The sequence below is a fragment of the Streptomyces alfalfae genome, assembly GCF_004127445.1.
GTDB classification, from domain to species: domain Bacteria; phylum Actinomycetota; class Actinomycetes; order Streptomycetales; family Streptomycetaceae; genus Streptomyces; species Streptomyces alfalfae.
In genome coordinates, this window is sequence record NZ_QEXM01000009.1 from 13,029 (window position 1) to 37,319 (window position 24,291).

At 73.8% G+C, this 24,291-nt stretch carries 17 protein-coding genes and 3 tRNA genes; 11 read left to right on the top strand and 9 right to left on the bottom strand.

All coding sequences use genetic code 11. From position 1 onward, the window contains the following. Position 1 precedes the first annotated feature (1 nt). Positions 2-1,312: an RNA polymerase sigma factor gene (locus DCW30_RS02180; protein WP_076686507.1), complete on the top strand. Its 1,311-nt coding sequence runs from the start codon at positions 2-4 to the stop codon at positions 1,310-1,312. 3 nt (positions 1,313-1,315) lie between these two features. Here the strand turns inward: DCW30_RS02180 and DCW30_RS02185 are convergent, their stop codons facing one another. From DCW30_RS02185 to DCW30_RS02200, 4 genes are all read right to left on the bottom strand, one after another. Next, positions 1,316-3,226 carry an ABC transporter ATP-binding protein gene (locus DCW30_RS02185; protein WP_076686508.1) on the bottom strand — a complete coding sequence of 637 codons (1,911 nt, stop codon included), beginning with the start codon at positions 3,224-3,226 and terminating at the stop codon, positions 1,316-1,318. An 11-nt stretch (positions 3,227-3,237) separates the two neighbouring features. Continuing rightward, entirely contained in the window at positions 3,238-4,971 is a 1,734-nt protein-coding gene (locus tag DCW30_RS02190; RefSeq protein WP_076686509.1) for an ABC transporter ATP-binding protein, read from the bottom strand. Between the two features lie 157 nt (positions 4,972-5,128). Then, positions 5,129-6,565: an FGGY family carbohydrate kinase gene (locus tag DCW30_RS02195; protein WP_076686510.1), complete on the bottom strand. Its 1,437-nt coding sequence runs from the start codon at positions 6,563-6,565 to the stop codon at positions 5,129-5,131. 100 nt (positions 6,566-6,665) lie between these two features. Beyond that, a complete protein-coding gene (locus tag DCW30_RS02200) occupies positions 6,666-6,965 on the bottom strand; it encodes a YtxH domain-containing protein (RefSeq protein ID WP_062776976.1) in 300 nt (99 codons plus the stop codon). A 214-nt stretch (positions 6,966-7,179) separates the two neighbouring features. Between DCW30_RS02200 and DCW30_RS02205 the strand changes: the two genes are divergently transcribed. The 3 genes from DCW30_RS02205 (at position 7,180) to DCW30_RS02215 (ending at position 7,579) form a co-directional block, all read left to right on the top strand. Beyond that, positions 7,180-7,252, top strand: a tRNA-Asn gene (locus tag DCW30_RS02205). A 5-nt stretch (positions 7,253-7,257) separates the two neighbouring features. Further along, positions 7,258-7,330, top strand: a tRNA-Asn gene (locus tag DCW30_RS02210). 175 nt (positions 7,331-7,505) lie between these two features. Then, positions 7,506-7,579, top strand: a tRNA-Ile gene (locus DCW30_RS02215). 88 nt (positions 7,580-7,667) lie between these two features. Here DCW30_RS02215 and DCW30_RS02220 read toward each other — a convergent pair. Continuing rightward, positions 7,668-8,804: a YihY/virulence factor BrkB family protein gene (locus DCW30_RS02220; protein ID WP_079250153.1), complete on the bottom strand. Its 1,137-nt coding sequence runs from the start codon at positions 8,802-8,804 to the stop codon at positions 7,668-7,670. A 274-nt stretch (positions 8,805-9,078) separates the two neighbouring features. Here DCW30_RS02220 and DCW30_RS02225 point away from each other — a divergent pair, with 274 nt between their 5' ends. The 3 genes from DCW30_RS02225 to DCW30_RS02235 all read left to right on the top strand — a co-directional run bounded on the left by DCW30_RS02225 (position 9,079) and on the right by DCW30_RS02235 (position 12,425). Beyond that, entirely contained in the window at positions 9,079-9,477 is a 399-nt protein-coding gene (locus DCW30_RS02225) for a TOBE domain-containing protein (protein ID WP_062777019.1), read from the top strand. A gap of 173 nt (positions 9,478-9,650) precedes the next feature. Then, positions 9,651-10,445: a molybdate ABC transporter substrate-binding protein gene (gene modA / locus DCW30_RS02230; protein WP_076686511.1), complete on the top strand. Its 795-nt coding sequence runs from the start codon at positions 9,651-9,653 to the stop codon at positions 10,443-10,445. Between the two features lie 30 nt (positions 10,446-10,475). Then, positions 10,476-12,425: an ABC transporter permease gene (locus DCW30_RS02235; protein WP_103557495.1), complete on the top strand. Its 1,950-nt coding sequence runs from the start codon at positions 10,476-10,478 to the stop codon at positions 12,423-12,425. A gap of 22 nt (positions 12,426-12,447) precedes the next feature. On the opposite strand, the gene DCW30_RS02240 is transcribed toward DCW30_RS02235, so the two are convergent. The 3 genes from DCW30_RS02240 to DCW30_RS02250 are packed head-to-tail and all read right to left on the bottom strand — an operon-like array spanning position 12,448 to position 15,913. Beyond that, positions 12,448-13,188: an SDR family NAD(P)-dependent oxidoreductase gene (locus DCW30_RS02240; protein ID WP_076686512.1), complete on the bottom strand. Its 741-nt coding sequence runs from the start codon at positions 13,186-13,188 to the stop codon at positions 12,448-12,450. A gap of 55 nt (positions 13,189-13,243) precedes the next feature. Continuing rightward, positions 13,244-14,833 (bottom strand): GAF domain-containing protein, encoded by a 1,590-nt coding sequence (locus DCW30_RS02245; RefSeq protein ID WP_076686513.1) that lies wholly within the window; start codon positions 14,831-14,833, stop codon positions 13,244-13,246. Positions 14,834-14,875: 42 nt separating this feature from the next. Continuing rightward, on the bottom strand, positions 14,876-15,913 hold the full coding sequence (locus DCW30_RS02250) for a rod shape-determining protein (RefSeq protein WP_062776968.1): 1,038 nt from the start codon (positions 15,911-15,913) through the stop codon (positions 14,876-14,878). 322 nt (positions 15,914-16,235) lie between these two features. On the opposite strand from DCW30_RS02250, the gene DCW30_RS02255 reads away from it, so the two are divergent. Beyond that, positions 16,236-19,904: a S8 family serine peptidase gene (locus DCW30_RS02255; RefSeq protein WP_076686514.1), complete on the top strand. Its 3,669-nt coding sequence runs from the start codon at positions 16,236-16,238 to the stop codon at positions 19,902-19,904. A 51-nt stretch (positions 19,905-19,955) separates the two neighbouring features. Here DCW30_RS02255 and DCW30_RS02260 read toward each other — a convergent pair whose 3' ends face one another. Next, entirely contained in the window at positions 19,956-21,419 is a 1,464-nt protein-coding gene (locus tag DCW30_RS02260) for an acyl-CoA synthetase (RefSeq protein WP_103557496.1), read from the bottom strand. Positions 21,420-21,604: 185 nt separating this feature from the next. Between DCW30_RS02260 and DCW30_RS02265 the strand changes: the two genes are divergently transcribed. The 3 genes from DCW30_RS02265 (at position 21,605) to DCW30_RS02275 (ending at position 24,258) form a co-directional block, all read left to right on the top strand. Further along, a complete protein-coding gene (locus DCW30_RS02265) occupies positions 21,605-22,510 on the top strand; it encodes a LysR family transcriptional regulator (protein ID WP_076686516.1) in 906 nt (301 codons plus the stop codon). A 114-nt stretch (positions 22,511-22,624) separates the two neighbouring features. Continuing rightward, positions 22,625-23,191, top strand: coding sequence for a cysteine dioxygenase family protein (locus DCW30_RS02270; protein ID WP_076686517.1), 567 nt, complete (start codon positions 22,625-22,627; stop codon positions 23,189-23,191). Continuing rightward, a complete protein-coding gene (locus DCW30_RS02275) occupies positions 23,191-24,258 on the top strand; it encodes a YeiH family protein (protein WP_076686518.1) in 1,068 nt (355 codons plus the stop codon). Before DCW30_RS02270 ends, DCW30_RS02275 begins: the two co-directional genes overlap by 1 nt. Positions 24,259-24,291: the final 33 nt, after the last annotated feature.

Here is a 24,291-nt window from a genome sequence, read left to right on the forward strand (position 1 = left end):
GGTGCCTGAGTCCTCGGAGCGCGGCCGGCTCGCAGACAGCGGGCCCGACACCCCCGCGGTTCCACACACCGTGTCCGGGACGGACAGCGGCGAGGCCGTCGTCCCTCTCCCGTTGCCGCACGCCTCAGCTGCGATCACCCTGGAGGTCGCCCCCGTGCAGACCCAGACCCTCACCCAGACCGACACCGCCGTGCGTGCCGACGCCGACGCGGACGTCCTGGAAGCGGTGCCGCCGCAGAACCGCGCCGCCCGGCGCCCCGAGACCGCCCCGGCGAGGGGCGCGACGGAGACCCCCGAGACGGCGGAGGCCGCCGAGGCGCCGGACCCGGGGGACGTCCCCGACGCCCTCGAACCCGAGACCGTCGATCTGCCCGCCCCCCGCGGCCGCGCCGACACGAGCGGCCCGTCGTCCGACCTGTTCCGCCAGTACCTGCGCGAGATCGGCCGGATCCCGCTGCTCACCGCGGCGGAGGAGGTCGAGCTGGCCCGCGGGGTGGAAGCCGGCCTCTTCGCCGAGGAGAAGCTGGTCAACACCCCCGACCTGGACTCCCGGCTCGCCCTCGACCTCGACAAGCTGGTCGTCATGGGCCGCATGGCCAAGCGCCGCCTCATCGAGGCGAACCTGCGCCTGGTCGTCTCCGTCGCCAAGCGCTACGTGGGCCGCGGCCTGACCATGCTGGATCTCGTCCAGGAGGGCAACCTCGGCCTGATCAGGGCCGTCGAGAAGTTCGACTACGCCCGGGGGTACAAGTTCTCCACGTACGCCACCTGGTGGATCCGGCAGGCCATGTCCCGCGCGCTCGCGGACCAGGCCCGCACGATCCGGGTGCCCGTGCACGTGGTGGAGCTCATCAACCGCGTCGTGCGCGTCCAGCGGCGGATGCTCCAGGAGCGCGGGTACGAACCCACGCCCGAGGAGGTCGCCGCCCAGCTCGACCTGCTGCCCGAGCGCGTCAGCGAGGTGCTGCGCCTGGCGCAGGAGCCGGTCTCGCTGCACGCCCCGGTGGGGGAGGAGGACGACGTCGCGCTCGGCGACCTGATCGAGGACGGCGACGCGACGTCCCCCGTGGAGTCGGCGGCGTTCCTGCTGCTCCGCGAGCACCTGGAGGCGGTCCTCTCCACTCTCGGCGAACGCGAGCGCAAGGTCGTGCAGCTCCGCTACGGCCTGGTCGACGGCAGGCCCCGCACCCTGGAGGAGATCGGCCGGATCTTCGGCGTGACGCGCGAACGCATCCGCCAGATCGAGTCGAAGACCCTCAACAAGCTGCGGGACCACGCCTTCGCGGACCAGCTGCGGGGCTACCTGGACTGACCCTCAGTCCACCTCGGCCACCGCCTGGGCGAACTGCGCGGCGTACAGCCGGGCGTACGCGCCGTCGGCGGCCAGGAGCACATCGTGCGTGCCCTGCTCCACGATGGCCCCGTCCTCCATGACGAGGATCGTGTCCGCGTCACGGATCGTGGAGAGACGGTGCGCGATGACGAAGGACGTGCGCCCGTGCGCGAGCCGGGCCATGGCCTTCTGGATCAGCACCTCCGTCCGGGTGTCGACGGAGCTGGTCGCCTCGTCCAGCACCAGGATCACCGGATCGGACAGGAACGCCCGGGCGATGGTGATGAGCTGCTTCTCGCCCGCGCTCACGCCCGCGCCGTCGTCGTCGATGACGGTGTCGTACCCCTCGGGCAGCGTCCGCACGAACCGGTCGGCGTGGGCGGCGCGCGCCGCCTCCTCGATCTGCTCGCGCGTGACGTCCTTCGACGCGCCGTACGCGATGTTCTCCGCGATGGTGCCGCCGAACAGCCAGGTGTCCTGGAGCACCATGCCGATCCCGGAGCGCAGCTCGTCACGCGTCATCCGCGCGATGTCCACGCCGTCCAGGGTGATGCGCCCGCCGGTGACCTCGTAGAACCGCATGAGCAGGTTGACCAGCGTGGTCTTGCCCGCGCCCGTGGGACCGACGATGGCGACCGTGTGGCCGGGCTCCACGGCCAGCGACAGGTCCTCGATGAGCGGCTTGTCCTTGTCGTAGCGGAAGGACACGTGCTCCATCTCGACCCGGCCGCGCAGGTGGCCGGGGCGCTCGCCCGGCACGGGGTCGGCCTCCTGCTCCTCCGCGTCGAGGATCTCGAAGACCCGCTCGGCCGACGCGACGCCGGACTGCACGAGGTTCGCCATCGAGGCGACCTGCGTGAGCGGCATCGAGAACTGCCGCGAGTACTGGATGAAAGCCTGCACGTCACCGATGGAGAGCGAGCCCGACGCGACCCTGAGACCGCCGACGACGGCCACCAGGACGTAGTTCAGGTTGGAGACGAAGAACATCAACGGCTGCATGACACCGCTGTTGAACTGCGCCTTGAACCCGGCCTCGTACAGTTCGTCGTTCTGCTCGGCGAAGGTCTTCGCCGACTCCTCCTGGCGGCCGAACACCTTCACCAGCGTGTGGCCGGTGTACATCTCCTCGACGTGCGCGTTCAGCTTGCCGGTGGTCTTCCACTGCTGCACGAACTGCGGCTGCGACCGCTTGCCGACCTTCGTCGCCACGACGAACGACAGCGGCACGGTGACCAGCGCCACCAGCGCGAGCAGCGGCGACACCCAGAACATCATCACGAGGACGCCGATGATGGTCAGCAGCGAGTTGATGAGCTGGCCCATCGTCTGCTGGAGCGTCTGGTTGATGTTGTCGAGGTCGTTCGTGGCGCGGCTCAGGACCTCGCCGCGCTGCCGCTTGTCGAAGTACGACAGCGGGAGCCGCGACAGCTTCGCCTGGACGTCGCCCCGCAGCCGGAAGACGGTCCTGTTGATGGCGATGTTGGACAGCTGCGTCCCGACGGCCATCAGCAGGCCGGCCACCAGGAACGTGCCGAGCGCGAGCAGCAGGACCTCGCCGACGGCGTCGAAGTCGATGCCCTCGCCCGGCGTGAAGTCGACGCCGGTGAGCATGTCGGCCATGCCGCCGTCGCCCTTGTCGCGCATGCCCTCGATGACCTGTTCCTTGGTCAGGTCCGCGGGCATGTCCTTGCCGACGACGCCCGCGAAGAGCAGGTCGGTCGCCTTGCCGAGGATCTTCGGGCCGACGACGGAGAGCGCGACGCTCAGGAACACCGCGAGGAGCATCCCGTACATCGTGGCGCGCTCCGGCCCGAACTGCGCGAGCAGCCGCTTGCCGGAGTTCTTGAAGTCCATGGAGCGGGAGTCGGGACCCATTGCCGGTCCACCCATGCCAGGGGGCATTACGCGGCCTCCGCTTCCGTCAGCTGGGAGAGGACGATCTCCCGGTAGGTCTCATTGCTCTCCATCAGCTCGTGATGGCGGCCGGCGCCCACGACGCGGCCCTCGTCGAGGACCACGATGCGGTCGGCGTCCCTGATGGTGGAGACGCGCTGGGCGACGATGACGACGGTCGCCTCGGCCGTCTCCTCGGCCAGGGCGCCGCGCAGCGCCGCGTCGGTGGCGTAGTCGAGCGCGGAGAACGAGTCGTCGAAGAGGTAGATCTCCGGGCGCTGCACCAGTGTGCGCGCGATGGACAGGCGCTGGCGCTGGCCGCCGGAGACGTTGGTGCCGCCCTGCGAGATCGGCGCGTCGAGCCCTTCCTCCAGGCCCTGCACGAACTCCTTGGCCTGCGCGACCTCCAGGGCGTGCCACAGCTCGTCGTCCGTGGCGTCGGGGTTGCCGTAGCGGAGGTTGGAGGCGACCGTGCCCGCGAAGAGGTACGGCTTCTGCGGGACCAGGCCGACCGTCCTGGCGAGCAGCGCGGGCTCGACGGAGCCCACGTCGACGCCGCCGACCAGGACCTGCCCCTCGGTGGCGTCGATGAGCCGGGGCACCAGGCCGAGCAGCGTCGACTTGCCGCTGCCGGTGGAGCCGATGACGGCGGTGGTCTCGCCGGGCCGCGCCACGAGGTCGACGCCCCTCAGCACGGGCTCCTCGGCGCCGGGGAAGCGGAAGCCGGCGGACCGGAGCTCCAGATGGCCGTGGCTGCGCAGCTCGCGGACCGGGGCGGCCGGGGGCACCACACTGCTCTCGGTGTCCAGGACCTTCTCGATGCGCTCGGCGCAGACCTCGGCGCGCGGCACCATCATGAACATGAAGGTGGCCATCATCACGGACATCACGATCTGCATGAGGTAGGCGAGGAACGCGGTGAGCGCGCCGATCCGCATGCCGCCGCTGTCGATGCGGTGGGCGCCGAACCACACCACCGCGATCGAGGAGATGTTCACGACGGTCATGACGATCGGGAACATCAGGGCGAGCAGCTTGCCGGTGCCGAGCGAGACGTCGGTCAGGTCGGCGTTGGCGTCGCGGAAACGGTCCTTCTCGTAGCTGTCGCGGACGAAGGCGCGGATGACGCGGTTGCCGCTGATCTGCTCGCGGAGCACGCGGTTCACCGTGTCGAGCCGCTCCTGCATGGTGCGGAACAGCGGGTGCAGCCGCCGCACGATCAGGCTGACGCTGATGCCGAGGACGGGTACCACGGCGACGAGGACGCCGGAGAGCGGCACGTCCTGGCCGAGCGCCATCACGATGCCGCCGACGCACATGATGGGCGCGGAGACCATGAGCGTGAACGTCATCAGGGCCAGCGTCTGCACCTGCTGGACGTCGTTGGTGGTCCGCGTGATCAGTGTGGGGGCGCCGAACTTGCCCACCTCGCGCGCGGAGAACGACTGCACGCGGTCGAAGACGGCGGCCCGCACGTCGCGCCCGAGGGCGGACGCGGTCCGCGCGCCGTAGAAGACGGCGCCGATGTTGCAGACCATCTGCACGACCGTGACGGCGATCATGATGCCGCCGAAGCGGAGGATGTAACCCGTGTCCCCCTGGACGACACCGTGGTCGATGATGTCGGCGTTGAGGGTGGGGAGATAGAGCGAGGCGCACGTCTGCAGGAACTGCAGGAGCACCAGCAGGGCGATCGGTTTCTTGTACGGACGCAGGTGTGTCCGCAGGAGTCTTATGAGCACGCGCGGTCTCTCGACGGGTCGGGTGAAGGCAAGTTGGCGAAGTCGTGCCTATCCTGCGCTACCCGACCCGTCGGCGTGCAACCCATTAACCCATGACCGGGTCAAAAATCAGCCCCGGTAAAGAAGTGGGCCGACTGAAGGGTCCGGAAGGCGGTGCTCAGACGCCCGCGGCGAAGGCCCCCGGGTGGCTCTGCTCGCGCACCGTCGCGTACTGCTGCCGCACGGCCTGCCCCACGGCGTGCTCCTCGCCCGGCTCGAAGACCTGCGCCGCGGCGCCCTGCCAGAGCGGGAGCTGACCGGTGAGCGCCCACGCGGCCTGGCGCGCCGCGCCGAGCGCCGCGTAGTCCGCGGGCTGCGGCACGACGACCTGGGTGCCGAACAGCATCGGGGCCGCCGCCTGCACGGCGGGCAGCCCGGCCGCGGCGCCGAGCAGGAAGACCCGGCGGACCTCGACGCCGCGCCCGCGCAGCACGTCGAGCGCGTCCCCGAGCCCGCAGAGCATGCCCTCGAAGGCGGCCCGCGCCAGGTGCTCGGGCTTCATCGACTCGCGCCGCAGCCCGGTCAGCGTCCCCGCCGCGTGCGGCAGCTGAGGCGTGCGCTCACCCTCCAGATACGGCAGGAGCACGAGCCCGTGGGCGCCCGGCGTCGACTTCAGGGCGAGCGCGGACAGCTCCTCCAGATCCGTCACGCCGAGCATCTCGGCGGTGCCGCGCAGCACGCGTACGGCGTTCATCGTGTGGACGACCGGCAGGTGCAGCCCCGTGGCGTCCGCGAGGGCGGTGATCATGCCACGGGTGTCGGTCAGCGCCTCGTGGTGCACCGCCATCACGGACCCGGAGGCCCCGAGCGACACCACGGCGTCGCCCTGCCGCACCCCGAGCCCGAAGGCGGCGGCCATGGTCTCGCCGGTCCCCGCCGAGATCAGCAGCCCCTCGGGCGTCGTCCCGGCGGGCTCGGCGGGGCCGATCACCTCGGGCAGCATCGTCTGGTGGCCGAGGGCCAGTTCGACGAGGTCGGGGCGGTACGCGCCGGTCGCCGCCGACCAGTAACCGGTGCCGGAGGCCCCGCCGCGGTCGGTCGTGCGCCGGGCCGGCCTGCCGAGGAGCTGCCACACCAGCCAGTCGGGGGCCTGCATGAGGGCGGCGACGTGGCGTGCGGCCTCCGGCTCGGTCCGCGCCAGCCAGCGCAGCTTCGTCACCGGCTGCCCGGCCTGCGGCACGCACCCGACGGCCCGCGCCCAGGCCTCGCGGCCGCCGAGCCCGTCGATCAGGTCGACGGCGGCCACCTGCGCCCGCCGGTCGTTGCCGACGAGCGCGGGGCGCACGGTGTTGCCGTGGCCGTCGAGCGGCACCAGGGCGTTCTGCTGCGCGGAGACGCCGATCGCCTGCACGCCTTCGAGCAGCCCGCCCCCCGCGGCCTCGCCGAGGGAGAGCAGCCAGGCCTGTGGATCGACGTCGGCCGGCCGCCCACCGCCCTCGGCGCTCTCCAGCGGGTGCGGGGCGTAGCCCTGCTTGAGTACGGCGCCCGTGTCCGTGTCACAGACCACGATGCGCGTGGAATCGGGCGAACTGTCCAACCCTGCGACTATCCCCATGCCGGGAATTCTGCCGCACCGCCGGACGTGACCCACACCCCAGCGGTCCCACAGGGCACTTGAGCGGTCGCGGCCGACGCGTCAGAGGCGCCGCCCGGCCCTAGGTGTTGCTCGTGCCCCAGTCGTCCTCGGCGCCCTGGCCCTTCTCGCGCAGCGACCGCACGCGCTCGGCCACCGAGTCGGGCATCCGGTCCCCGACCCGGTCGGAGACGGTGTGGAAGGCCTTGCCCGCCACCTCGCGCCCCTGCTGGGTCGCCGACTCGACCGTGTTGCGCACCGCCGGGTTCTGCGAGATCTCACGGGCCGACTTCTTCAGTTGCTCGTAGCGCTCGCGTCCGGCCCGGGTTCCGAGCACGTACCCGAGGGCCAGTCCCACCACGAATGTGAGCCGGTATCGCATGGCAGCCACCCTTTCCTTGCGTCGGCGTCGCATGTCCGTCGCTTGTCCGTCGCTCGTTCGAAGCTCGTTCCGTGGGCCGTCAGTCTCCGTCCGCTGACCGGCCCAGAGGTACCGATTGGCGGAGCACCCCCCTGCTTGCGCTAATGTATGTGTCGCAGCGAGCGCCCGCCGCCCGGAGAGTTCCCAGGCAGGTGCGTTCGATGCAACGAGACGATCCCCTGTAGCTCAATTGGCAGAGCAGCCGGCTGTTAACCGGCAGGTTACTGGTTCGAGTCCAGTCGGGGGAGCTCGGTCTCCTGTAGCTCAATTGGCAGAGCAGCCGGCTGTTAACCGGCAGGTTACTGGTTCGAGTCCAGTCGGGAGAGCTGTACGGAAAGACCCCTGAGATGTCTCTCAGGGGTCTTTTTCGTGCCTGGTGGAACCATGCGGGCGGCCCGGCGGTCCTCATGGTCGAGCTATGCCGACCATCCGGAGCAGGAGATCGTATGAGCGGCTATGCTGCGGCAGACGGCGCGCACAAATGTGCGCGACGCGCCGTTAGGGGCGGTAGCTCAGCCGGTTAGAGCAGCGGACTCATAATCCGTCGGCCGTGGGTTCGAGTCCCACCCGCCCCACCGCAGCGTCAGGGCGCAGGAACGATTCCACCTGTGTCAACGACGCAAACCCCCGGGCGTTGCCCGTTCGGGTGACGCGGCGGCCGGGTCAGGACGCCGGGCCCGGCCGGGCGGTGCGGCGGCGGGGCCACTTGCGGGTGTCCCTCGGCTCCACGTACGGCTCCTCGTCGGGCGGCATGCCGCCGCTGATCGCCCGCTGGCGGGCCAGTTCCGCGTCGAGTTCGAGGCCGAGCAGGATCGCCAGGTTCGACAGCCAGAGCCAGACCAGGAAGATCACCACGCCCGCGAGCGCGCCGTACGTCTTGTTGTACGAGGCGAAGCCCGCGACGTACAGCGCGAAGCCGCCGGAGGCGAGCAGCCACAGCAGGACCGCGAGGACGCTGCCGGGGCTCAGCCAGCGGAAGCCGGGGCCGTGGACGTTGGGGGCGCGCCAGAACAGCAGCGCGATCATCAGGACGACGAGGACGAGCAGGACGGGCCACTTGGCGATCGACCAGGCGGTGACCGCCTCGTCGCCGACGCCGATGGCGTCGCCCGCCCGCTCGGCCAGCGGGCCCGTGAAGACCACGATGAGCGCGCTGGCGGCGAGCAGCACCATCAGGGCCAGCGTCAGACCGATGCGCAGCGGTGTGAGCTTCCACACCGGGCGGCCCTCGGGGAGGTCGTAGACGGCGTTGGAGGCGCGGATGAAGGCGGCCACGTATCCGGAGGCCGACCAGACCGCGAGCAGCAGGCCCGTGATCGCCACCACGCCGCTGGTGCCGCCGCTGTCCTCCAGCTGCCGCACGGCGTCGCTCAGCAGGTCGCGCACGGCGCCCGGCGCCAGTGTCCCCAGGTTGTCGAGGACCGAGCCGGTGGCCTTCTTGCCGAGCACGCCGAGGACGGAGACCAGGACGAGCAGCGCCGGGAAGAGGGAGAGCACGCCGTAGTACGTGAGGGCGGCGGCCCGGTCGGGCAGTTCGTCGTCCATGAACTCCCTGCCGGTGCGCCGCAGGACCGCCCACCAGGAGTGGGCGGGCAGGTCGGTGGGCTCGTCGGGGGCGTCCCTCTCGACCTCGGGGCCCGGACCGGCGCCGGCGGCCGGCTCCCGGTCCCCGCCGCCGCCCGCGCGGCCGGGGTCCGGACGGGGCTCCGGGGCGCTGTGCCGGTCGGCTTCGCTGTCGCGCTCGGGGTCGTGGCCCTCGGCGGGGTCCTGATCACGGTCGTGCTTGTCGAAGAGTGCCATGCGGAGGCGAGTTGGCCGTTCACGGCGAGGTAATCCTGTCCCGGGCGGCCACCTTCCGCCGCAGGGGGCGTGAGCCGGTGGCCGTGGGGCGAGAGCCGTCGGCCATGGAGCGTGAGCCGGCAGTCGTGGGGCGAGAGCCGTCGGCCATGGGGTGTGAGCCGGCGGTCGTGCCGGGGCCGCGTGCTTCGGGGGAAGCTCCAGGCGCTCCGCATCTGCCATGGAGATACGCATGAAATATTTCAGATGCGAGCCGAATGGGCTTATCTTGTCGCACATGCAGTCCTACACGATTGGGCAGGCCGCGCGTCTGCTCGGGGTCAGCCCCGACACCGCCCGCCGCTGGGCGGACGCCGGACGGGTCGCCACGCACCGCGACGAGGCCGGGCGGCGGCTCATCGACGGGCGGGACCTGGCCGCCTTCTCCGTCGAGGTCGCGCAGAGCGGCGGCACGGGCGAGGACGACGTCTCGTACACCTCCGCCCGCAACGCCTTCCCCGGCATCGTCACCGCCGTGAAGCTCGGAGACGTCGCCGCCCAGGTGGAGATCCAGGCGGGGCCGCACCGCCTGGTCTCGCTGCTGACCCGCGAGGCGGTGGAGGAGCTCGGCCTGGAGGTCGGCACCCAGGCCACCGCCCGGGTCAAGTCCACCAGCGTGCACATCGACCGCGCCTGACGCCCCGGCGCGGCACCGGCCGCGCTTGAGCGTCCCGGCGCGGCACGGACCGCGCCCCGAGCGGCCCGGCGCCACATCGACCTTGCTCGGGCACCCCGTGCCACAGCGCCCCGTCCGAGTCCTCGGGCGTGCACCGGCCGCGCCTGAGCACCACCCGAACCAGGAGCCCCGCCATGTCCCGCAAGCGCCCCGCTCTCACCTCCCGCCGCGCCGCCGCGGCCGTCACCGCCGCGCTGCTCGTGCCGCTCGCCGCCTGCGGCGGCGGTGACGGCGGCGGGAGCGGCAAGGAGGGCGGGGGCGGGGACGTGAAGCTCACCGTCCTCGCCGCCTCCTCCCTCACCGATGTCTTCGCCACGGCCGAGAAGGCGTATGAGAAGGAGCACCCCGGCGCCGACATCACCGTCTCCGCGGCCGGCTCCCAGGAACTGGCAGCGCAGGTCGAGCAGGGCTCGCCCGCCGACGTCCTGGTCACCGCCGACACCACGACCATGGAAGGCCTGAAGGCGGAGACCGGCGACCCGGTGGTCATCGCGCGGAACCGGCTCGTCATCGCCACCCGCGAGGGCAACCCGGACGGGGTCAAGACGCTCAAGGACCTCGCCGACCCGAAGCTGAAGGTCGTCCTCGCCGACGACACCGTGCCCGTCGGGCGGTACGCCAAGCAGGTCCTCGACCGGCAGAGGATCACGGTGAAGCCCGTCTCCAAGGAGGCGAACGTCCGCTCCGTGCTCAGCAAGGTCGAACTCGGCGAGGCCGACGCGGGCATCGTCTACCGGACGGACGCCGCCACCGCGGCCGGCAAGGTCGACGCCGTCGAGATCCCCGACGCCCAGAACGCCGTGGCCTCCTACCCCGCCGCCACCCTCAAGGGCTCGGCCCACGCGGACGCCGCCGCCGCGTTCGTGCAGTGGCTCGGCGGCCCCGAGGCGCAGAAGATCCTGCGGGACGGCGGTTTCCAGAAGCCGTAGCCGCGCCAGCCGTCGACCCCGGGACCCTTGATGAGCCGCCTGAGCATCCGCCGCCCCCTCGGCCGCAGCCGCGACCCCGCCCGCACCCGCGCCCCGCTCGCCCTCGCACTGCCCGCGCTGCTCGCGATCGCGTTCCTGCTGATGCCGCTCATCGGCATCCTCGCCCGCACCACGTGGGGGGACCTCGGCGCCCACCTGTCCGCGCCCGGCGTCACCCGGGCCCTGAAGCTGTCCCTGCTCGTCTCCTTCTGGGCGCTCGGCCTCTCGCTGCTGCTCGGGGTGCCGCTGGCCTGGCTGCTCGCCCGCGTCGACTTCCCCGGCAAGGCGGTCGTGCGCTCCCTGGTGCTCCTGCCGATGGTGCTGCCGCCGACCGTCGGCGGCGTCGCGCTCCTCCTCGGCTTCGGGCGGCGCGGACTGCTCGGCCCCTGGCTGGAGGACACCTTCGGCGTCGTGCTGCCCTTCCACACGTCGGGAGCGGTGATCGCGGCGACGTTCGTGGCGATGCCGTTCCTGGTCATCAGCCTGGAGGGGGCGCTCGGCGGCCTCCGGCCCGGCTACGAGGAGACGGCGGCCTCGCTCGGGGCCCCGCCGGTCCGGGTGTTCCTCACCGTCACGCTGCCCATGGTCACCCCCGGGCTGATCGCGGGAGCCGCGCTGACCTGGGCGCGGGCCCTCGGCGAGTTCGGGGCGACGATCACCTTCGCGGGCAACCTCCCCGGCACCACCCAGACCCTGCCGCTCCAGGTGTACCTGCTGCTCCAGGACTCCCCGGAGGCCGCGACCTCCCTGTCGCTGTTGCTCCTCGCCATCGCGATGGCCGTGCTGATCGGGCTGCGCGGGCGGTGGACGACGGGGGCGGCGGTACGGGTGCGGCCGCCGCGCGCCGACGAGCCGCCGCCCGCCCCGGCCGACGAGACCCCGCCACCGCCCGCGCCCGCCGGGAAGTGGTCCCTGCACGCCGACGTCACCGGACACGACGAACTGACCCTCGACGCGGACCCCGGCACCACCATCGCCGTCGTCGGCCCCAACGGCGCGGGCAAGACGACGCTGCTGCGCGCCCTGCTCGGCCTCACGCCACGCGCCCACGCCCGGCTGCGGCTCGGCGAACGCGACGTCACCGCGCTGCCGCCGCACCGCCGCCGCGTCGCCTGGGTGCCCCAGGAGGGCGCGCTCTTCCCGCACTTGAGCGCCCTCGGCAACACCGCCTACGGGCTGCGCGCCCAGGGTGTCCGGCGCGCCGAGGCCCGCCGCGAGGCACAGCGGTGGCTCGACCGGCTCGGCGTCGGCGGCCTCGCGCACCGCAGGCCCGCCCAGCTCTCTGGCGGCCAGGCCCAACGTGTCGCGCTGGCCCGCGCGCTGGCGGCGAGGCCCCGGCTGCTGCTCCTCGACGAACCGCTCGCCGCCCTCGACCAGACCACCCGCGCCCACGTGCGCCACACCCTGCGGCGCCACCTGGACGGCTTCGGCGGGGTCTGCCTCATCGTCACGCACGACCCCGTGGAGGCCGTGTCGCTGGCCGACCGGGTCCTCGTGCTCGACGAGGGACGGACGTTGCAGGACGCGCCGCCGGCCGAGGTCACCCGGCATCCCCGCTCGCCCTGGGTGGCGCGGATGCTCGGCCGCAACGCCTGGCCGGGCACCGCCGGAGCGGACGGCACGCTCGCCCTGGCGGGGGAGGGGCGCCTGGTCGTCGCCGATCCGCCGGCCCCGGGGGCGCGGGCGCTCGCCGTCATCGCCCCCGAGGCGGTCTCCGTCCACCGCGAGCGGCCCGAGGGCAGCCCGCGCAACGTCTGGCAGGGGACCGTGCGGGAGATCACCACCGCGGGCAGCCGCCTGCGCGTCCTGGTCACCTCGGGCGAGGCGCCCGACCTGGTCGCTGAGATCACCCCGCAGGCGGCGGTGGAACTGGGGCTGGCGGACGGGGCCGAGGTGTGGACCAGCGTGAAGGCGACGGAGGTGTCGGTGGTGACGCTCTGAGGGGCCGCCCGCCGCGCCCTCGTCAGGTCAGGTTCAGGCCGCCGTCGAGCAGGATGACCTCGCCCGTGAGGTAGGCGCTGGCGAGCACCGAGGCCACCAGGTCCGCCACGTCGGACGGCTGGGCCGGGCGGTGCATGGGGGCCCGCTCCCGCCACAGCTCGTGCGCCCGCGCCCAGTCCTTCGTCATCGGGGTGTCCACGAGGCCGGGCGCCACCGCGTTGACCCGCACCTCGGGGCCGAGGGCGGCGGCGAGCAGCCGGGTCACGTGGTTCAGCGCGGCCTTGCTCGCCGCGTACGGCACCGAGGAGCCCTTGGGGCGCACCCCGGCGTGGCTGGTGACGTTCACGATGGCGCCGCCCCCCGGGGAGCGGCGCAGGGCGGGCAGGGCCGCCGTGCACAGCACCCAGGGGGCGATCAGATTGACCTCGAGGAGCCGCCGCCAGTCGTCGGGGGTCGCCGCGGCCAGGTCGTCGTGGGGGATGGGCCAGCTGATGCCGGCGTTGTTCACCAGGACGTCGAGGCGTCCGCAGCGTTCGAGCGCCGTCTCGACCAGGCCCCTGGCCTCGTCCTCCACCGCCAGGTCGGCCCGTGCGTACGTCCCGCCGAGCTCCGCCGCGAGCGCCTCGCCCGCATGGGTGCTGCGCCGGGAGTGCACCACGACCCGGGCGCCGTCCGCCGCCAGTCTGCGCGCGACGGCCTCGCCGATGCCGGACGTGGAGCCGGTGACCAGGGCGACGGGGCGGTCGGACGGTTCAGTGATCATGTCTCCGGATCCTGCCACGGGGCCCCGGCGCCCGGTGCGGCGGTGTCCGCGCCGCTCAGAGCGGCGCCTGCCAGGTGACCGTGGTGCCCGTGCCCTCCCCGCCCGTGCCCTCCCCGCCCCTGCTCCCTCCGGCGGTGTCCCCGCTGTCCGTGTGCCCGTCGTCGTACACGGTCAGGCGCACGCCCTCCCGTCCGTCGGGGAGCGTCGCCCGCGCGTCGACCGCCACGTCGATCCGGGTGACGCCGGTCCTGCGGGACGTGGCGGCCAGGGCGCGGCGCAGCGCGGCGAGGAGGTGGCCGGCGGCGGCCCTGCGGACGCGGGCGTCGACGGCGCCGTTGAAGTGCACCGACGGCTGGACGCCGAGGACCGCGGCGGCGCCCGCCGTCTCGCGCAGGACCTTGCCGCGGAAGGTGGAGGGCGCGTCGGCGGGCGGCTGCTGGAGGGCGAAGATGGCCGTGCGGACCTCCTGGATGGTGGACTCTAGCTCGTCCACGGCGTGGTCGAGCGTGGCCTCCACCGGGGTGGACCTCGCCCGGCGGCGCGTCGACTCCAGCATCATGCCCGTGGCGAAGAGCCGCTGGACGACGAGGTCGTGCAGGTCGCGCGCGATGCGGTCGCGGTCCTCGAAGACGGCGAGGCGCTGCCGGCTCCGCTGGGCGTCGGCGAGGACGAGGGCGAGGGCGGCCTGCGAGGCGAACTGGGTGGCGAGCAGCCGTTCGGCCGCGGTGTAGGCGGGGGCGCCGCGTCTGCGGGGCAGCGCGAGCGTGCCGATGAGCCGGCCGCCCGCCTGGAGCGGCAGCATCATGCTGGGGCCGAAGCGGACGCGTACGTGCGTCGTCATCCGGGGGTCGGTCGCGGAGTCGTCGATGAACACCGGTTCGCCGCCCAGCAGTTGGGTCAGGACCGCGCTGCCGGGTTCGATGGTGGTGCCGATGAGGTCGTTGTGGCCGTCGTCGTGCGGGGGCCGGCCGCGTGCGGGGCCGGGGGTGGCGGGGCCCGCCGGGCGTTGCCGGGCCGAGGCGCCCCAGCCGTGGGGCGCGCCGTCCGTCGAGGCCGCGACGATGCGCATGCCGCCCGCCTCCGTGGGCTGGAGGACCACGCCCGCCGCCGCGTCCGCGAGGATGCGCGCCCGGTCCGCGACCGTCTCCAGGGCGTCGGCCGCCGCTCCGCCCGTGAGCAGGGCCGTGGTGACCGCCGCCGCGCCCTCGATCCAGCGCTCGCGGCGGCGGGCCGCCTCGAACAGGCGGGCGTTGCCGATCGCGATGCCGGCCTGGCTCGCCAGGATTCTGAGGAGCTGCCGGTCCTCCTCGGTGAACGGCCCGTCCGCCTTCCCGGCCAGCAGCAGGTCGCCGAACGGCTCGCCGTGCACGTGCACCGGCACGCGGATGACGTCGCCCCCGGCCTCGTCCGGCACCGGCGGCGCACCGCCGGGGCGGCGCACGGGCCCGCCCGCGACGAACAGCTCGGCCGGAACGTCGGGCCCGGCGCCGGCGGCGCCGAGCGTGCCGTGGGCGGCGCCGGTCAGCCGGGCCGCGCTGTCCACGACGTGCTGGAGCGTGGCGCGCAGGTCGAGGTCCGTGCCGACGCCGAGGACCGCGTCGAGCAGCGGCATCGAGGACAGCGGGGTGTCGGCTCCGTCGGGCATCCGCGTCACGTACTCCGTCGAGGGTCTGCGCCCGCGCGCGGGTCAGCCGGACAGGGGGTCCAGGACCAGCGGCTGGATCTTGCCCTCCAGCATGGCGCCCAGGCCGAGCACGGCGGCGGTGTCCGGCCGCTCGGCGATGTGCACGGGCATGCCCGTGGCGTCCCGCAGCATCGTGTCGAGGCCCGGGAGCAGCGCGCTGCCGCCGACCATCGTCATCCCGCGGTCCACCAGGTCGGCGACCAGCTCGGGCGGGCAGTCCCGCAGCACCTGGCCGATACCGTCGAGCACGGTGGTGAGCGGGGTGTGCAGGGCCTCGCGGACGGCGGCGGTGTCGACGTGGACCGAGCGGGCCAGGCCGGTCACGACGTCCCTGCCGTGGATCTCGGTGGACTCGGGGCCGTCCTGGTTGATGCCGTTGCCGTGCAGGGCGATGTGGAGGGGGCGCACGGACTGCAGGGGCAGCATCAGCGCGTGCCGCTGGCGCAGGTGCTGCACGATGGCGTTGTCGATGGCCTGACCGCCGACCGGGATGCGCTCGGCGGTGACGATCGCGCCGAGGGAGAGGACCGCCACCTGCGTGGACGCGGAGCCGCAGACCAGGATCATCGTGGCCTCGGGCTGCTCCACGGGCATCCCGCAGCCGACCGCCGCCGCGATGAGGGTGTCCACCAGTTCGACCCGGCGGGCGCCGAGTCCGACCATCGTCTCGACCGCCGCGCGCCGGGACAGCGGGTCCGCGTCGTGCGGGGTGCAGACGGCGGCGCGCAGCCGGGGTTTGCGGCGCAGGGTGCGGCGGAGCTTCTCGCCGATCAGCTGGCGCAGCATCCGCTGGGCCATCTCGATGTCGACGATGGTGCCGCCGGACACGGGGCGGACCACGCGGATGTAGTCGGGGGTGCGGCCCGTCATCTCCTCGGCGAAGCGGCCGACCGCGATGAGACCGCCCGTCCGGGTGTTGACCGCGGCGGCGCTCGGCTCGTCGACGACGAGGCCGGCGCCCTTCACGAACACCCGGGTCCTCGCGGCCCCCATGTCGACGGCGACGTGGCAGCGGCGCAACTGCTCCAGACTGACGGTCATGGCAGATCCTCCCGAGAGCGCGGACCGTTCGGGCCACCGAACGGCGGTCCTGTCTCGCATCGTGCGGCGCTCGCGGACGGGGCGCGCGTCAAGCTGAGCCGGGCGGGGTGCCGCCGGACGGGTGAAGTGCGTCCCCGGGCGCGCCCGGAGCCGGGGGGAGGGCGCCGGGGGCCGGTGTCCGCCGTTCCGCCGCCGCTGGCGGGTAGCCGCCCCGGCGGCTTTCCGCCACGCATCGTCAACTCCCGTACCCGACAGGCTCCCTGACACTCTTCGCAGCACTCGGGCGTCACCCGGCCCGGGGCAGACGAAGAGAGGCAGCCCCATGACCAGAGCCCCCGCACGGCGAAGAGCCGGGCGCGCGGCCGTCCTCGGTCTCGCGTTCGCCCTGCTTCCCGCCGGGCAGAGCGTCGCCGAAGGCCCCGCGGCCGACGCCCCGCCGCAGCGCACGGCGCGCGCCGCCCACACCGTCACCCTCATCACCGGCGACCGGGTCACCGTCACCCCGCTGCCCGGCGGCAAGCAGACCGTCACCGTCGAGCGGCCCCCGGGCGCGAGCGGAGCCGTGCGGAGCCGGATAACGGAGGGGAACATCACCGTCGTACCGGACGAGGCGCGGCCCCACCTCCGCTCGGGGGTACTGGACGAGCGGCTGTTCGACGTCACCGGGCTGATCCGGCAGGGGTACGCCGAGAAGGCCGGCGAGGAGGGACGGCCGCTCCCGCTCATCGTGACCTACGGCAAGAAGGCGCGCGGCGCGCCCGAGGTGCCGCGCGGCGCCGAGAAGGTGCGGTCCCTGCCCAGCGTCTGGGGGGTCGCCGTCACCGCCGAGCGGCCCGGCGTCCTCTGGCGGTCCGTGACCGCTGGGGCGTCCGGCGTCGACAAGGTCTGGCTGGACGGCCGGGTCGAGGCCGACATGGCGCGGAGCAACGCGCAGATCGGCGCCCCCGAGGCCTGGGAGGCGGGCCTCACGGGCAAGGGCGTGAAGGTCGCCGTCCTCGACACCGGGTACGACGCGGACCACCCCGACCTCAAGGGGCGCGTCGGCGAGAGCAGGAGTTTCATCGCGGGCGAGGGCGTCGCCGACCGCGACGGGCACGGCACCCACGTGGCGTCCACCGTCGGCGGCAGCGGCGCCGCGTCGGAGGGGAACAAGGAGAAGGGCGTCGCGCCCGGCGCGGAGCTCGCCGTCGGCAAGGTGCTCAGCGACGAGGGCTTCGGCAGCGAGTCGGAGGTCATCGCCGGGATGGAGTGGGCCGCGAAGGACGTCGGCGCCGAGATCGTGTCGATGAGCCTCGGCTCCGACGGGGCGAGCGACGGCACCGACCCCATGGCCACCGCCGTGAACTCCCTCTCGAAGGAGACCGGCGCCCTCTTCGTCGTCGCGGCGGGCAACACCGGGGCGCCCTCGTCCATCGGCTCGCCGGGCGCCGCCGACTCCGCGCTGACCATCGGCGCCGTCGACTCCGCCGACGAGGCCGCGTACTTCACCAGCCAGGGGCCGCGGGCCGGTGACCACGCCCTCAAGCCCGACCTGTCCGCGCCCGGCGTCGGCATCCTCGCCGCCCGCTCCCGTCTCACCGCCGGCGAGGGCCCGTACACCGAGATGAGCGGCACGTCGATGGCGACCCCGCACGTCGCGGGCGCCGCCGCCCTGCTGGCCGAGCGGCACCCCGACTGGCAGGGCGGCCGGCTCAAGGACGCCCTGATGTCCGGCTCCGCACAGCTCGACGCCTCCGCGTACGCGCTGGGCGCCGGACGGCTGAGCGTGCCCGGCGCCGTCGAGGCGGGGATCACCGCGAGCGGCAGCGTCGACCTCGGGTTCCACGGATGGCCCCACGACGCCGAAGAGCCGGTCGAGCGGACCATCACGTACACCAACTCCACGGACGAGGACGTGCGGCTGGAGCTGGCCGCACGCGGCGCCGCCGACGGTGTCGCCACGCTCGCCGACACCACCCTCACCGTCCCCGCGCACGGCGCCGCGTCGACCACCGTCACGGGCGACGGGTCGAAGGCGCCGGTCGGGAACACCAGCGGGGCGGTCGTCGCGAGCGCGGACGGCAGGCAGGTCGCGCGTACCGCGTTCGGCCTGGTCAAGGAGGAGGAGCGGTACACGCTCACCGTCCATGTGAAGGACCGGGCCGGCGCGGCCGCCGCCGCCGACCTGGTGGTGCAGCGGCTCGCCGAGGGCACCGACCCCGTGCCGGCCGCCGTCGGCGACTCCGGCACCCTGAAGCTGCGCCTGAAGCCCGGCACGTACGCCGTGACGTCCTTCCTCGACGTGCGCGGCAGCAGGGGCGCGGACTCCCTCGGCCTCGGCTTCCTCGCCGACCCGCAGATCCGCCTCGACCGGGACCGCGAGATCACCCTGGACGGGCGGGAACTGCGCGAGATCAGGGCCGACGTCGGGCGGCGCACCGAGACCAGGCAACTGCTCATGGAGTACGACAGGAAGGCCGGCGGCGCCGAGCTGATGGGCGCCGTCCAGGTGCCCCCGACGTACGACAGCGTCTTCGCCGCGCCCACCGAGAAGGTCACTGAGGGCAGCTTCGAGTACCGCACCGTCTGGCGGCTCGGCAAGCCCGGTGTCGCGGTGAAGGGCCTGCGCGAGGCCGTCGCACAGCCCGGCGGGACCCTCGCCGAGGGGCGGCACACCTGGCGTCTCGTGGACGCGGGCGACGGGACCCCGGCCGCGTACGAGGGCAAGGACGTGCGCGGAAGGGCCGTCGTCGTCCGGCGTGCGGACGCCGTGTCCACGGAGGAGCTGGGACAGGCCGCGCAGGACGCGGGCGCGAAGGCGCTGTTCGTGACGGACGACCGGCCGGGTCGGCTCAACGCGTGGTTCGGCACGGACGGCAACGCCGACCGGCCGCTCCAGATCGCCTCGGTCGACGCCGCCGACGGGGCGCGGCTCCGCGCGGCGGCCGAGGCGGGCCGGAGCGTCACCAGCACGGGCACCGTGCACACGCCCTACGTCTACGACCTCTCCGAGGGGTACGAGGGGGCCGTGCCGAAGGATCTCGTTTACGCGCCGAAGGAGCGGGACATCGGGGTCCTCGACACCAGGTACCACGCGGTGAAGCCGGCCGAGGGCGGCGGCTTCCGGTACTCCCTCACCGACACCTTCCCCGTCGGCATCGGGTTCCAGGAGCGGATCGCCTACCCGGCCGAGCGCACGGAGTACGTCTCCACGGGCGAGGGCCAGCTCTGGCACGAGTCGGTGTCCACCGGGCCCGGGGCACTGGAGCAGCGCGGCGGCCTCGTCGCCTACCGGGGCGGCGAGCGCGTCGGGCTCGACTGGTTCAAGCCGGTGCTGCACCCCTGGCTCGGCACCGGCCTCGGCTGGGGGCAGACCCGCAGGGGCAACGACCTGGAGTTCAACGTGCCCGGCTGGGGTGACTCCGGGCCCGACCACACCGGGTTCGGCGACGTGTGGAACGAGCCGTCCATGACCCAGACCACCGAGGTCTTCGTGGACGGGAACAGCGTGGACCGGCGGACGGGTTCGGCGGCGTACGTGGGGGACGCGGACCCCGCCGAGCGCACGTACACGGTCGTCACCGACACGACGCTCGACCCCGCGCGGTGGGAGCTGGCGACCAAGGGCCACTCCGAGTGGACCTTCCGCTCCAAGAAGACCCCGGAGGGCCGGAAGACGTCGCTGCCGCTGCTGAACCTCGGCTTCGACGTGGACACGAGCCTCACGGGCGAGGTGCGGGGCGGGCGGACCGTCCCGTTCGGGGTCTTCGCCGAGTACGTGAAGGGGGCCGAGGGCGGCGGTCGCGTCGGCGGCGCCGCGCTGGCCGTCTCGTACGACGAGGGCAAGACGTGGCGGGACGTCACGCTGCGCCGCGACGGCGGGAAGGCGTCCTGGCAGGGGAGGCTGAAGATCCCCGCGGACGCCGGCTCCGTCTCGCTGAGGGCGTCCGCCGAGGACGACCGGGGCGGCGGCGTCACCCAGGAGATCATCCGGGCGGTGGGCGTGCGGTAGGGGCACGGGCGCCGGGGCACCGGGCGGGCCGGGACCCCGGCCCGCCCGGTCTCAGCGGTGTGGCAGCGCCCGCTTCATGATCTTGCCCATGTCGTTGCGCGGCAGCGCGTCCAGGTACCGCACCGCCCGTGGCCGCTTGTGCGGGGCGAGGCGGGCCGCCACGTGGTCCGTCAGCTCGTCGGGGGCGGGCGGCGCGCCCGTGTCGGCCGGGACCACCCAGGCCACGATCCGCTCGCCGAGGTCAGCGTCGGGCTCCCCGGTCACGGCGGCCTCCCGCACGCCCGCGTGCTCGAGAAGGGCGTTCTCGATCTCCCCCGCGCCGATCTTGTAGCCGCCGCTCTTGATGAGGTCGGTGGCCTTGCGGCCGACGATGCGCACATAGCCGTCGGCGTCCCGCACCGCCATGTCGCCGGTGCGGAACCAGCCGCCCGGCGCGAACGCCCGCGCGGTGGCGTCGGGGCGGTTGAGGTAGGAGGTGAAGAGATTCGGGCCGCGCACCTGGATCTCGCCCACCGCCTCGGGCCCCGCGGCCGTGATCGCCTCGCCCTCCTCGTCGACCAGGCGCAGCTCGACGCCCGGCAGCGGCACCCCGACCGCCCCCGGGCGCGGCTCGCCGTCGACGCGCACGCTGGTGATCATGAGCGTCTCCGTCATGCCGTACCGCTCGACGACGCGGCGCCCCGTCGCGGACGTGATGCGCTGGTGGTCGTGGACCGGCAGCGCCGCCGAGCCCGAGACCAGGAGCCGGGCCCCGCCCAGTGCCGTGACCAGGCGCGGCTCGTCGGGCAGCGCCTCGGCGATCCGGTGGTACATCGTCGGCACCCCGAACAGCATGGTCGCCCCCGAGCCCAGCTCGCGCGCCACGCCCTCGGTGCTGAACCGCCCGAGGTGGCGCACCGAACCGCCCCGCCGCAGCGGGCCGAGGGTGCCGAGGATCAGACCGTGCACATGGAACAGCGGGAGCCCGTGCACCAGGACGTCGTCGCCGCTCCACTGCCAGGCGTCCGCCAGGGCGTCCAGCGTGGCGACGATCGCGCGGCGCGGCAGGACGGCGCCCTTGGGCGGGCCCGTGGTGCCGGAGGTGTAGACGATCAGGGCGGGCGCCTCGGGGTCGTCGGGCTCGGCGACGGCCCCTCCGGCGCCGGGGCGGTGATCGCTCACGTCCACGTCCACGCGGGAGAGCCCGGCGAGCGCGGGCGGCAGGACGTCGCCGGGCCCGGCCAGGACGAGGGACGGGGCGCTGTCCGTCACGATGTGCGTCAGCTCGCCGTCGCCCGACTTCGGGTTGAGCGGCACGGCGGGCGCCCCGGCCCGCAGGGCGGCGACCACGCCGACGGCCGTCTCCAGGGACGGGGTGGCCCAGACGGCGACCCGGCCCGCGCCCCGCAGCCGCCCGGCCAGGGCGGCGGACGCCAGGGCCAGTTCGGAGTAGGTCAGCGAGCGGTCGCCGAACCGCAGGGCATCGCCGGAGGGCGCCGTGTCCGGGGCCGCCAGGGCCGGGAAAAGCGGATCCACGTCTCGTACTCCTTGTGGTTGTCCTCGTGTCGCTCCAGTCCACCACTTCATCTCTGCCCCGCGTGGCGGCCCCCGCGAACACGGGGACACCGCCTCCGCGGGGGCGGCGGGGACCGCGGCGCCGCTTCCCCAAGCACCGTTCCCACGCTTGTCCGACCATCCCAACATCTGCTTATGATTCAGCGGTGTTCGATTCACGGCACATCAAGACGTTCCACGAAGTGGTCAGGGCCGGGTCGTACTCGGCGGCCGCTCGCTCCCTCGGCTACACACAGCCCGCGATCACGCAGCAGATGAAGGCCCTCGAACGGTCCGTCGGCACGCCGCTGTTCACCCGCGTCGGCCGCCGCATGCGCCTGACGGAGGCGGGCGAGGCCCTGTCGCGGCACGCCGGGATCATCCTGGACGACATCTCCGCCGCCCAGCAGCAGATGAACGCGATCACGCGGCTGCGCTCGGGACGCGTGCGGGTCTGCGCCTTCCCCAGCGCCAACGCCACCCTCATCCCGGAGGCCCTGGCCCGCCTCGCCTCCGGCCACCCCGGCGTCCGCGTCGAACTCCTGGAGGACGAGCCGCCGGAGTCGCTGCGGCGCGTGGTGCGCGGCGAGTGCGACATCACCCTCGCCTTCACCTACCCCGGGCTGCACGAAGAGGTGCCGGACGGGCTGGTGGAGATCCCGCTGATGGAGGACCAGCTCACCGTGCTGATGCCCACGGGGCACCCCATGGCGCGCCGGCGTTCGGTCAAGCTCGCCGAGCTGGCGGAGGAGCGGTGGATAGCCGGGTGCCCGCGCTGCCGGGCCAATTTCCTGCACGAGTGCGCCGAGCTGGGCTTCGCGCCCGACATCGCCTTCACCACCGACGACAACCTCGTGGTGCAGAGCCTGGTCGCCGAGGGACTCGGCGTCGCGATGATGCCGGGGCTCGTTTTGAACTTCCTCTGCCACCGCAAGGTGACGGGCCGCGCCCTCGACCCCGCCTCGCGGCGCCAGGTCTCGGCGTACGTCCTCAAGGACCACCTCCGCATCCCCGCCACGGCCCTGGTCCTCGACGAGCTGCGGACGGTGGCCGCCAACCGCGTCGGCTGCTGACGCCCGCCGGCCCCTCCGGTCCGCCCGCCGGCGCGTCAGCCATAAGCGGACGTTGCAGGGAGGCCAAACAACTGTCGTTGGACGTGATGGATCGGGCGCCGCCACGCTGCCCGTATGACCACTCCGACCGCGTACCGGGCCGCCCGGACCACAGAGCGCCTCGACACCCTCGTCGCCGACGTGCGCGAGGCGGTCGGGCGGGGACTGCCTCCCGACCTCACCGCGTACCTGGTCGGTGAGCGCCTCGCCCCGCACCTCGGGGCGGCCGACCTGCTCACCGCCGAGCAGCGCGAGGGCGACCCCGAGCGCTACCGCCAGCACGTCCTGCACGCCGAGCACGACGGCAGCTTCTCCCTCGTGGCCCTGGTCTGGCTGCCGGGGCAGCGGACCTCCGTCCACGACCACGTGTCGTGGTGCGTCACGGGCGTGCACGAGGGCGAGGAGCAGGAGCGGCGCTACCGCCTCGTGCCCGCCGGGAACGGCGGCGCGGCGCGGCTCGTCGCCACGGAGGACGTCGTCAATCCGCAGGGCTCGGTCTGCGGCTTCGCGCCGCCCGGCGACATCCACCGGGTGTGGAACGCCTGCGGCGCCCGCGCGATATCGATCCACATCTACGGCGCCGACATCGCCCGCTTGGGCAGCAGTGTGCGCCGCGTGTACGAACTGCCGGCCGACCGGTAATGGCGCTGCTCGGAGAGCGCGCCAAGACCCGCGCCGCGGCTCCCGCGCCCCCCGGCCGCGCGCACGGCAAGCTGCCGGGGCTCGGTCTCGCCGCCCTCGGGGTGGCCCTCGCCTGGGGCGTGCACCGGCTCGTGCCCGGCGTCCCGATGCTCACCGCCGCCGTGGTCCTCGGCATCGTGGCCGCCCATCTGCCCGGCGTCGCGCGCTCCTGGGTGCGCGGGCCCGGCAAGGCGGGCCTCACGTTCGCCGGGAAGCGGCTGATGCGGGTCGGCATCGTGCTGCTCGGCCTGAAGCTGAGCCTCGACGACGTGCTCGGCCTCGGCTGGGCCTCCGTCGCGATGGTGCTCTGCGTGGTCGCCGTCACCTTCGGCGGCACCTGGTGGCTGGGGCGTCGCATGGGCCTGCGCGGCGACCAGCCGCTGCTGATCGCCACCGGCTACTCGATCTGCGGCGCCTCGGCGATCGGCGCCGTCAGCGAGGTCTCCGAGAGCGACGAGCGGGACACCGCTGCCTCCGTGGCCCTGGTGACGCTCTGCGGGACGCTCGCCATCGCCGTGCTGCCGCTGCTCCAGCACCCCCTCGGCCTCAGCGACGCCGAGTTCGGGCGCTGGGTCGGGGCGAGCGTGCACGACGTGGGGCAGGTCGTGGCGACCGCGCAGACGGCGGGCTCCGGGGCGCTCGGCGACGCCGTCCTGGTCAAGCTGATGCGGGTGGCGCTGCTCGCGCCGCTCGTCGCCGCGGTCGCCCTGTCGGCGCGGGCGCGGGCACGGTCGGCGGCGAGGCCGGACGCGGGCGGCGAGGCCGCCAAGCGCCCGCCCCTCGTGCCGCTGTTCGTCGCCGGGTTCCTCGCCATGGTCCTGCTGCGCACCACGGGGCTGCTGCCGGACGGCGCGCTCGACGTGGCCCACACCGCGCAGGAACTCCTCCTCGCCGCCGCCCTCTTCGGCCTGGGCAGCGCGGTCGACCTGCCGTCCCTGACCCGCACGGGCGGCCGGGTCGCGGCGCTCGGCCTCGTCTCGTGGGGCGTCATCGCGGGGGTCTCGTACGCGGGCGTCCTGCTGACGTGAGACGCGGGGGCGCGCGGGGCAGAGGCGCGAGGG